Source organism: Endozoicomonas sp. SESOKO1, from assembly GCF_024606265.1.
Lineage (GTDB): Bacteria > Pseudomonadota > Gammaproteobacteria > Pseudomonadales > Endozoicomonadaceae > Endozoicomonas.
The window spans coordinates 1-8,866 of record NZ_JAHHPP010000092.1 but is presented as its reverse complement, the minus strand read 5'-3'; the positions used below and the strand labels follow the sequence as shown (position 1 = coordinate 8,866).

The following is an 8,866-nucleotide window of genomic DNA, read 5'->3' as shown; positions in this document are numbered from 1 at the left end:
ATACCTTGGCTGAAAGTATTTCTTATTCGCCGGATTAGCAAAAAATAGTTATTACCAATAGTCCAACATTCAAAAAAATTATGAAATCAATCAACGATCTATTTTTATGAATGCTATCCTTTGTTTCTGATAATTCTATTTCAATTTCGTTTTTTTCAAAATAATTGACGACACCAACATTATATTATTAACGTTTGTCGTCGTTTCTTCAAAGAGTTTTAAGTAGTGTTACCTATTCATACTGAAAATGGGTTTGTCTAACATCGTCAACCAAATAAAGAAATTTTATCCGTTTCTGGGAGAGGATGAACAGGAGGTAGTTATGAGCAAATATATTTACACAACCATTTACGAGCAATTTACAGGCTTGAAGCCACCCGAACCAAAAGACCACAAACCACGTCGCCGCAGAGGTTACGGCCATCCCTACCGTATGCGCCTGAATATGCAGGAAGGTCCGGTTCAGAACAGCGAGCTGCTATCTGACCGGGACTCGGAAAGAGACCTGTATGAACAGGCTCCTGTCTCCGTTTTTCAGCCAACTGTGACAAAACAGCCTGTACGCAGGTTTTCATCCAGCGGCCAGGGCTACCGCAGTGGCAATAATAACACTATGAATAGCTCCATGAGTGGCACCATGAGCTGCAGGCCCGCTGCGCCCGAAGACCGTCACAGCAGCACTGAGCCCAAGGTTACCTACAAGAAGCGCCGCCAGTACGGGCCTTCAAGTTTCGGTATTGGCTCAATGAGCATCGACAACAATGACAATTCAGATTATTGAATTCCCGTCCTTTATTGATTGTTTTGAATACGGACACTACCGGCCAACCCTGTCCAGCAGGGCTTACTCATTGTTTTCCCAGATTTTCTTTGCCAAAGGCCCGTATCTCAGGGCCTCTGTGCTTTTTTTGAAAGCATGAAAATCAAAGCGTTCTTTGCTGCAAATAGCTGTCATAATCCGGAACCTGCCGGTTATGAGACAGTCCAAGCAAGTCTGATGAGAAGATGTAATCCGCAGAACTCTGGTTACAGGCAACCGGAATATTCCATACCGCAGCGATCCGCAGCAACGCCTTAACGTCCGGGTCATGGGGCATAGGCTCAAACGGGTCCCAGAAAAATACCAGCAGGTCCAGTTTGCATTCAGAAATCAATGCACCAATCTGCTGGTCTCCACCCAATGGACCACTGATAAACTTTGTAACCGGCATGGACAGCTCTTTTTCAAGAATACGTCCTGTGGTGCCGGTGGCATAAAGTTCGTGTCCCTGCAGCTTTTCTTGATGACGCAGACTCCACTTCACCAACTCCCCTTTCTTATTATCATGAGCTACCAGGGCAATACTTTTTCTGGATGAAACATTGTGTTCTTTATAAATCATGAAGTACTTCTACTCTTTTTTCAGCAATAAATAATATAAAAACCGGTTCAAATGGATAAAAAACCCGTACTGCTTCACAAACGTTAAAACAGCTGATCTTTGAATAATTTTATTCTCGCTGAAAAACAAGCCTGACCACAACAAAAAAAGATGCTGCCGCCTTTGAAAAAGCAACAGCATTGGTCATGATCAATTAATAGTTCAATAGCAACGGGTAATTCACGACAGATACTTAATCATCACCCCCGCTGCAACCGCTGAACCAATAACACCTGCCACATTGGGGCCCATGGCATGCATCAGCAGGAAGTTCTGTGGGTTTGCCTCAAGCCCCATTTTGTTGGAAACCCTGGCAGCCATGGGTACCGCCGACACCCCGGCTGAGCCAATCAATGGGTTAACCTTGGTAGACGACATCTGATTCATCAGTTTTGCCATCAGGACACCACTGGCGGTACCGATACAGAATGCCACAATCCCCAGCACCAGAATCCCCAGGGTTTCCATCTGCAGAAACTTGTCAGCACTCAGCTTTGCACCCACAGACAGCCCAAGGAAAATGGTGGTGATGTTAATCAGCGCATTTTGAGCCGTATCCGAAAGGCGCTCAACCACACCACACTCTTTCATCAGGTTACCAAAACAGAACATCCCCAGCAGTGGAGCCGCATCGGGTAACAACAGAGCCACCAGCACCAGCAATAAAATCGGGAAAACGATTTTTTCCGTCTTGCTCACTGGCCGGAGCTGCGTCATCACAATCCTGCGTTCCTCTGCCGTGGTCAGCGCTTTCATGATCGGCGGCTGAATCAGGGGAACCAGTGCCATATAAGAGTAGGCTGCAACCGCAATGGCACCCAGCAGGTGGGGAGCAAGCACGCTGGAAACATAGATGGCCGTTGGACCGTCGGCACCACCAATAATACCAATAGCAGCGGCATCCGCCAGGGTGAAATTCATCAGCCCCATTGAGCTCAACACGATGGCACCAAACACCGTGACAAAAATACCAAACTGAGCGGCAGCGCCAAGGAACAGGGTTTTGGGATTTGCCAGCAACGGACCAAAATCCGTCATGGCGCCCACCCCCATGAAAATCACCAGTGGAGCAACACCACTGCCAATAGCCACACTGTAAAACTGATAAAGGACACCGTTCGAGTACCCGGCATCGGCAATAATATTACCGACTAAGGTTCTGGTTGCCGCATTCGCCTCATTGTATAAAGCATAAAGCTCATCCGGAGCAGTTGAAGCACTACCAAGCGCCTCGGCCATAGCCTCCATTACCACAGGGTTGGCCATATGAAGTGCCTGTTCAATGGCGGAAAACGCCAGACCGGCCTGGGGAATATTGGCAAGGATTCCACCAAAACCGATAGGCAACAACAGTAAAGGCTCCAACTGCTTGCGGATGGCCAGATACAGCAAGCCAAAGCCCACCAGAATCATGACGAACTCTCCGGCGGTGAGGTTATATAAACCGGAACCCTCCCAGAGCGTTAATAGCTTTTCCATGGCATTCTTTCTCTACAAGACGTTTCTCAGCACAAGCGCTCTTGACAGGGAGCCTCCTGCGGAGGCTTCCCTGAAGTTTTGTTATTAAGCCAGGGCAAGCAGGGTATCACCCACCGCTACACTGTCACCTTCACGTACAGCAACCGACGTCACCTGTCCGGAACGGGGGGCTCGAATTTCTGTTTCCATTTTCATGGCTTCGAGGACAAGCAGAACATCATCTTCCTGAATATGCTGACCCGGTGTCACATTCACCTTCCAGATAGTACCGGCCAGTGGCGCAGGCATCGGCTCACCAGCAGATACAGGTACGCTGGCCGCTTCGGGTTGGGCAGCAGATGCTGAAACAGGAGCCAGCTGAGAAACATCACCACCGTCTGATACCTCAACGGTATAGGCATTGCCATTAACGCGAACGGTATAAACAGAACTATCCATTGATGGAGCCATTGGCAGAGCCACTGACGTTGCCTGAGCTGCAGGCTTCACGTCCGGTTCGGTCCCGGAAGCTGGTTCGAAAACATCAGGGTTACCGCGATTCTGCAGAAACTTCAGGCCAACCTGCGGGAACAGCGCATAGGTCAGAACATCATCCACCGGCTGCTCAGCCAGCTTGATGTCTTTTTCTCTGGCAAGGCCATGGAGTTCGGCAGTCAACTTATCAAATTCAGACTCAAGCAGATCAGCTGGACGACAGGTGATTGCTTCCTTACCCTCCAGCACTCTGTCCTGAAGGCTTTTATTGAAAGGTGCAGGTGCAGCACCGTACTCACCTTTCAAAATCCCCCGGGTCTCCTTGGAGATGGTTTTATAACGCTCCCCGGTCAGTACATTGAGGACCGCCTGGGTGCCAACAATCTGGGAAGTGGGGGTTACCAGTGGAATCATCCCCAGATCTTCACGAACTCTTGGAATTTCCTGCAATACTTCATCGAACTTATCACTGGCGCCCTGCTCTTTCAGCTGACTTTCCATATTGGTCAGCATGCCACCGGGCACCTGGGCAATAAGGATTCTTGAGTCAACGCCACGCAGCTGACCTTCAAATTTCGCGTATTTTTTCCGTACCATCCGGAAGTAAGCCGCCACTTCTTCCAGCTTATGCAGATCAAGCCCCGTATCACGCCCGGTACCCTGCAGTGCAGCAACAATTGCCTCAGTTGGCGAATGTCCATAGGTCATCGACATGGACGAGATGGCTGTATCGACCCGGTCAACACCGGCTTCAACCGCCTTGAGCAGTGACATGGAAGAAAGGCCGGAGGTTGCATGGCAATGCAGCTGAATTTCCAGGTCCGTCTCTTTCTTGAGCCTGGAAACCAGCTCATAAACGTCAGTGGGCGTAATAATGCCGGACATGTCCTTGATGCACAGGGAGTCAGCCCCCAGGTCTTCGATCTTCCTGGCCAGAGAAATCCAGCTATCCATCGTGTGAACAGGGCTGGTTGTATACGAGAGGGTGCCCTGAGCGTGGGCGCCCTGCTTCTTCACCGCTTTCATTGCCTGCATCAGGTTGCGGGGGTCGTTCATGGCATCAAATACCCGGAACACATCCATACCATTGGCAACGGCACGCTCAACAAATTTGTCGACGACATCGTCAGCATAGTGACGGTATCCCAGCAGATTCTGTCCCCTTAACAGCATCTGCTGAGGCGTCCTCGGCATGGCCTTTTTCAGCTCACGCAGCCGCTCCCATGGGTCTTCACCCAGAAAGCGGATACAGGCATCAAAGGTAGCTCCCCCCCAGGTTTCGAGAGACCAGTAACCGACCTGATCCAGCTGTTCGGCAATCGGCAACATATCGTCGATACGAAGGCGAGTGGCAAATAGTGACTGATGGGCATCCCTCAACACCACATCGGTGATACCCAGCGGCTTTTTATCAGCTAATGGCTTTTTAACGTCAGACATAACCCTTCTTTATCCCCCGGTTATTGGCGTTTATCTGCTTGAGCTTTTTTTGTTCGGTGCATCGCAATGGCTGCACTGATAGCAGCAATCAGTTCACCCTGATCATTGGACGAAGCTGTCTGGCTATCAACTGGAATACGATTGGATACACCCGATGGTGCCGGTTCCCGGAAATAGCGATCGATAATTTTTGACATCAGGCTGGTTGCCAGCACCAAAAGCGTCAGAAACAGGAAAACAAAGCCCATTCCAAACAGCATCAGGCTGGAACCCTCTGAAATTAGATCCGATGGATTCATCAAGTGAGTCCCTTGTTTTTTCAGGTTTGAAGGTCCGGACAATCCCCTCTGGGAGCCTGTCCGAGAAAAGACTGCCCTACCGAAACCATTCTTGATTATTATTTCCATGAACAGACTCATGGCGCTTTTCCAAGCTCCCGGAAGCCCAGGACCACCTTCGACAGCATTGTGCATAGAAGAAAGGTTGCCCCAGTCCGGAAAAAAATGCACCGACGCAAATCAATGAAAGTCGGCCAATCGGAAAGATTGGTCGGAAAATGCTATGCCGCTTTTGCCAGGTCAGAACCGAGGATTGCCACAATGGCATCCGCCTCACGGAGGGAACGGATTCGCTCAAATAGATTCTGAGCTTCCGGATACGCTTTACGCAGATAATTGAGCCACTGTTTCAGACGGGAAGGATGGTATTGCCATTTGCCATTTTTACGATCCCTGTCACTTAATTGCAAAATAAGCTGCAACACGGAATACCAACTCATCGGGCTGACCGATTCCCGAATCATGGTGGTGATATTCGGCGTTACCAAAGAGGGCCGACCGACCATCAGGTCAGAGCAGCCTGAAACGTCCATGCAGCGCCTGGCCTCTTGATGATTCCAGATCTCGCCATTGGCTATCACCGGAATCCCCAGGTTTTCACGAATTTTGCCAATGTATTCCCAGTGAGCCGGAGGCCGATAGCCTTCCGACTTAGTCCGGGCGTGCACCGCCAGTTCCGTGGCACCGGCCTGTTCAACAGCCCGGGCATTTTCCAGAAACAACGACTTGTCTTCATAGCCCAGGCGAATTTTAGCCGTCACCGGCAGCTCTGCAGGAACGGCATCCCGAACCGCTTTCACAATGCTGAACAGCTGGTCCGGCTCACGCAGCAAAATGGCCCCGCCCCTGTTTTTATTGACCGTTTTTGATGGACAGCCGAAGTTAATGTCCACTCCCGGCGAGCCAAGCTTCACTGCACGCTGGGCATTGCGTGCCATATATTCCGGGTTACTGCCCAGCAACTGCAGACGAACAGGTGTACCATTCGATGTTTTTGCCCCCTGCAACAGCTCTGGACAGGTGCGATAAAAGACCCGGTTAGGCAGCAGCGTATCGGTTACCCGGACAAACTCGGTAACACAGAGATCGAAGGTATTGATGCCGGTGAGCAGATCCCGCATATCGTGATCCATAACGCCTTCCATCGGCGCCAGTATCAGCCGCATGGTATGCCTCTTGAGTGAAAAAAGCACTGATCATACCGTCAGCACGCCTGATTGTGCAATTTGCTACTTTGCCGTAACTCATAACGCTTTACCCGATAGCTGACACTTACTATGCTTGCAGCTTTTTCGCCCGATAATGAATTCTGAAACAGAAAGCCGTGTCCAACCACCAATCCACTCCCTCAGACAAGTTCCAGACCAGCACCGCTATTATCCAGTGGGAGAATGGCCTGCCAATCTCTATCCGGTTTAATGACGTCTACTTTTCCCGGGCCTCCGGCATTGCCGAAACCCGGCATGTTTTCCTGGAACATAATCATCTCCCCAAACGGTTTCGTGAACTTGCCCCCGGATCAACGTTCACCATTGGCGAAACCGGTTTTGGCACTGGCCTGAACTTTCTCTGTGCCTGGCAGCTGTTTCTGGAACATGCTCCTGATAACAGTTCTCTGTTGTTTATCAGTACGGAGAAGTATCCACTCCGGCAGGATGATCTGCGAAAAGCACTTTGTGCATTTGAGGAGCTGACACCGCTGGCCAACAGACTGATCAGCGCCTATCAACTGAGTGGAAATCGTATCGACCTGCAATTTTCTGACAGCGCTTCAGGCAGACACATCAGGCTTCGCATATTGATTGGTGATGTGCTCGATACATTGCCGCATATCAGTGAGAAGATTGATGCCTGGTTTCTTGACGGCTTTGCCCCGGCGAAAAACCCCGATATGTGGCAACCAGGGCTGTTCCAGACGCTTAAAGCCAAAAGCCATGATGGATCAACCTATGCCACGTTCACTGCTGCGAGGCTGGTTCGGGATGGGCTGACAGAGGCCGGCTTCTCAGTGAGCAAACAACCGGGATTTGGCCGCAAACGGGATATGATTGCCGGTCACCTTATCACCGCCTCCGGTTTACCTGCCAGCAAACCCTGGTTTGCGCCCGCTGATCACAGAAACCCCGCAAAAGAAGCCATCGTCGTCGGTGGTGGCCTGGCGGGCTGCAGCACGGCCAGGGCGCTGGCTCGTCGGGGATGGCAAGTCACCATCCTGGAGCGACACCAGGCTCTGGCCAGTGAAGCCTCCGGTAATCCACAGGGTGTTCTCTATGCCAAACTCTCTGCTGACAATACTCCACTCAGTCAGTTTATCCTGAAGGGTTATCAATTTACTCTGGATACGCTGAAAGCACTGGCGGTTGAAGAGTGGCAGCAGTGCGGTGTCATTCAGTTAGCCATTGACGCCAAAACGGATCAACGATACCAGGCCCTGGATAACCAGCACCCGGACTCAGTCCTGCAGTACCTCACGGAGGAGCCGCTCACCAATAGAGCCGGGTTGAGAATCAACCATCCGGGTCTCTATTTTCCACAGGCAGGCTGGGTGCATCCACCAGCACTCTGTCGTGCTTTGTCCGATCATCCAAACATCCGGGTGATTACCAACACGGCAGTAAATGGGATTGAGAAATGTGAGCAAGACTGGTTGATTAAAACCGGCAACGACGAGTTCCGCAGCAAGACTGTAATCATTGCCCAGGGAACGGCCAGTCATCAGTTTTCACAGCTGGACTACCTGCCTCTTAAAGCCATCCGTGGCCAGATTACCCAGGCGAAGGCAACCAGTGAAAGTCAGAAGCTGGTCTCCTGCGTCTGCGGAGAAGGCTATATAGCACCTGCTGTCGATGGCTATCACACCCTGGGCGCAACGTTCAGTTTTAAAGACAAAGGTACAGAAGTTCGAGAAGCTGACCACCTGGAAAACCTGGCCATGCAGGCCAGGTATTTCCCTGCCATGTACCAGGCACTCGGTGGAACTGATACGCAAGTGACCGGTGGCCGCACAGGGTTTCGCTGCACAACACCGGATTATCTGCCCGTAGTCGGTCCCATCGTTGACTTTAAGCGCTTTGTTGAGGTTTATGCACCGCTCAGAAAAAACAGCAAGCTGACTATTGACGCCGGCCCTGAGCACCTGGACGGGCTGTATGTGACCGCCGGACATGGCTCCAGAGGGATGATCTCCTGCCCTGTTGCCGGTGAGATTTTAGCCACCATAATCACCGGTGAAGCGGATAACACCCACGATCTCTCGATGTCGGCAAAACTGCTGGAAGCCATTCATCCTTCCCGCTTTCTGGTCAGAGACCTGATCCGCAATAAAATATAGACGGGGTCGCCCAGACGGGGTCGCCCAGACGGGGTCGCCCAGACGGGGTCGCCTAGACGGGCGCTCTTCACGGACAGCCAGTCTAAGTAATGGCCACAAAAAAACAGGTATCAATACTCAAGGCGGAATCAGTAGCCGCTGTCTATCTTATCTGACGTGGATCAGGTAACACGCTGTTACCTGCTCATGAAGCTCCTGTTTCAATCCATTCAGCAAACTGCGTCCGGGCAGCCTGATTCTACTCTGGGTTGCCCGTTTTTTTGTCCGGGAAACCAGCCCATCAACGACGGCTAGGAGCCTGTCCGAGAATAGCGCCCGTCTAGGCGACCCCGTAGCGAGGATGGCAGAAAATTGAGGATAAAAATTTCGTTTTGTGAGGTGAA

Annotated in this window: 7 protein-coding genes; 2 read left to right on the top strand and 5 right to left on the bottom strand. The window is 51.0% G+C overall.

All coding sequences use genetic code 11. The features are described 5' to 3' along the window. Positions 1 to 322: 322 nt before the first annotated feature. Complete coding sequence (locus KDK13_RS05075) at positions 323 to 781, top strand: hypothetical protein (protein ID WP_257283862.1); 459 nt, start codon at positions 323 to 325, stop codon at positions 779 to 781. 142 nt (positions 782 to 923) lie between these two features. Here the strand turns inward: KDK13_RS05075 and KDK13_RS05070 are convergent, their stop codons facing one another. From KDK13_RS05070 to KDK13_RS05050, 5 genes are all read right to left on the bottom strand, one after another. Beyond that, positions 924 to 1,382, bottom strand: a complete 459-nt coding sequence (locus KDK13_RS05070) for a methylglyoxal synthase (protein WP_257283861.1) — start codon at positions 1,380 to 1,382, stop codon at positions 924 to 926. A 219-nt stretch (positions 1,383 to 1,601) separates the two neighbouring features. After that, entirely contained in the window at positions 1,602 to 2,900 is a 1,299-nt protein-coding gene (locus tag KDK13_RS05065; RefSeq protein WP_257283859.1) for a sodium ion-translocating decarboxylase subunit beta, read from the bottom strand. An 84-nt stretch (positions 2,901 to 2,984) separates the two neighbouring features. Next, on the bottom strand, positions 2,985 to 4,814 hold the full coding sequence (gene oadA / locus KDK13_RS05060) for a sodium-extruding oxaloacetate decarboxylase subunit alpha (protein ID WP_257283857.1): 1,830 nt from the start codon (positions 4,812 to 4,814) through the stop codon (positions 2,985 to 2,987). A gap of 20 nt (positions 4,815 to 4,834) precedes the next feature. Next, positions 4,835 to 5,113, bottom strand: a complete 279-nt coding sequence (locus tag KDK13_RS05055; RefSeq protein WP_257283856.1) for an OadG family protein — start codon at positions 5,111 to 5,113, stop codon at positions 4,835 to 4,837. A gap of 260 nt (positions 5,114 to 5,373) precedes the next feature. Continuing rightward, the gene (locus KDK13_RS05050; RefSeq protein ID WP_257283855.1) at positions 5,374 to 6,318 is read right to left on the bottom strand and encodes a tRNA-dihydrouridine synthase; all 945 of its coding nucleotides are present in this window, start codon (positions 6,316 to 6,318) and stop codon (positions 5,374 to 5,376) included. Between the two features lie 158 nt (positions 6,319 to 6,476). On the opposite strand from KDK13_RS05050, the gene mnmC reads away from it, so the two are divergent. Continuing rightward, on the top strand, positions 6,477 to 8,483 hold the full coding sequence (mnmC, locus tag KDK13_RS05045; RefSeq protein WP_257283854.1) for a bifunctional tRNA (5-methylaminomethyl-2-thiouridine)(34)-methyltransferase MnmD/FAD-dependent 5-carboxymethylaminomethyl-2-thiouridine(34) oxidoreductase MnmC: 2,007 nt from the start codon (positions 6,477 to 6,479) through the stop codon (positions 8,481 to 8,483). Positions 8,484 to 8,866 lie beyond the last annotated feature (383 nt).